This is a genomic window from Vibrio sp. YT-19(2023) (assembly GCF_033337395.1).
Genome location: NZ_JAWOQN010000372.1, coordinates 1 through 782 on the forward strand (window position 1 = coordinate 1; position 782 = coordinate 782).

The following is a 782-nucleotide window of genomic DNA, read 5'->3' on the forward strand; positions in this document are numbered from 1 at the left end:
GCCGAAGGTACCACAACGTTAGACAACGCAGCGCGCGAACCTGAAATCGTCGATACGGCGGATTTCCTAAATAAACTTGGCGCGAAAATCTCTGGCGCGGGTACAGACACCATCACTATCGAAGGTGTTGAGCGCTTAGGTGGCGGCAAGCACAGTGTCGTAGCAGACCGTATTGAAACTGGGACATTCCTAGTAGCTGCAGCGGTATCTGGCGGTAAAGTGGTTTGTCGTAATACCAACGGTCACTTGCTTGAAGCGGTTCTAGCGAAGTTAGAAGAAGCGGGCGCATTGGTGGAGACAGGCGAAGACTGGATCTCTGTTGATATGACAGACCGCGAGTTAAAAGCAGTAAGTATTCGCACTGCGCCTCACCCTGGTTTCCCGACAGACATGCAAGCGCAATTTACGCTATTGAACATGATGGCGAAAGGCGGCGGCGTGATCACTGAAACTATCTTTGAAAACCGCTTTATGCACGTGCCTGAGCTGATGCGTATGGGGGCGAAAGCGGAGATTGAAGGTAACACGGTTATTTGTGGTGACGTTGAATCACTAAGTGGTGCACAAGTGATGGCAACGGATCTACGAGCTTCGGCAAGTTTGGTGATTGCTGGTTGTATCGCGAAAGGCGAAACCATCGTAGATCGTATTTATCACATCGATCGCGGTTATGACAAAATTGAAAATAAACTGGCTGCACTTGGCGCAAATATTGAGCGAGTGAGCTAGTCAAGTTAAACTGCACAGCAGGTGACTTGGATATGAAGAGAGCCGAAACTCAG

1 protein-coding gene is annotated in these 782 nt (G+C 49.5%); it reads left to right on the forward strand.

Features of this window, described 5'->3' with window-relative positions:
* Positions 1 to 729: UDP-N-acetylglucosamine 1-carboxyvinyltransferase (locus R7E78_RS25975; RefSeq protein WP_318058588.1), on the forward strand; the 729-nt coding region annotated here is incomplete at its 5' end.
* Positions 730 to 782: the final 53 nt, after the last annotated feature.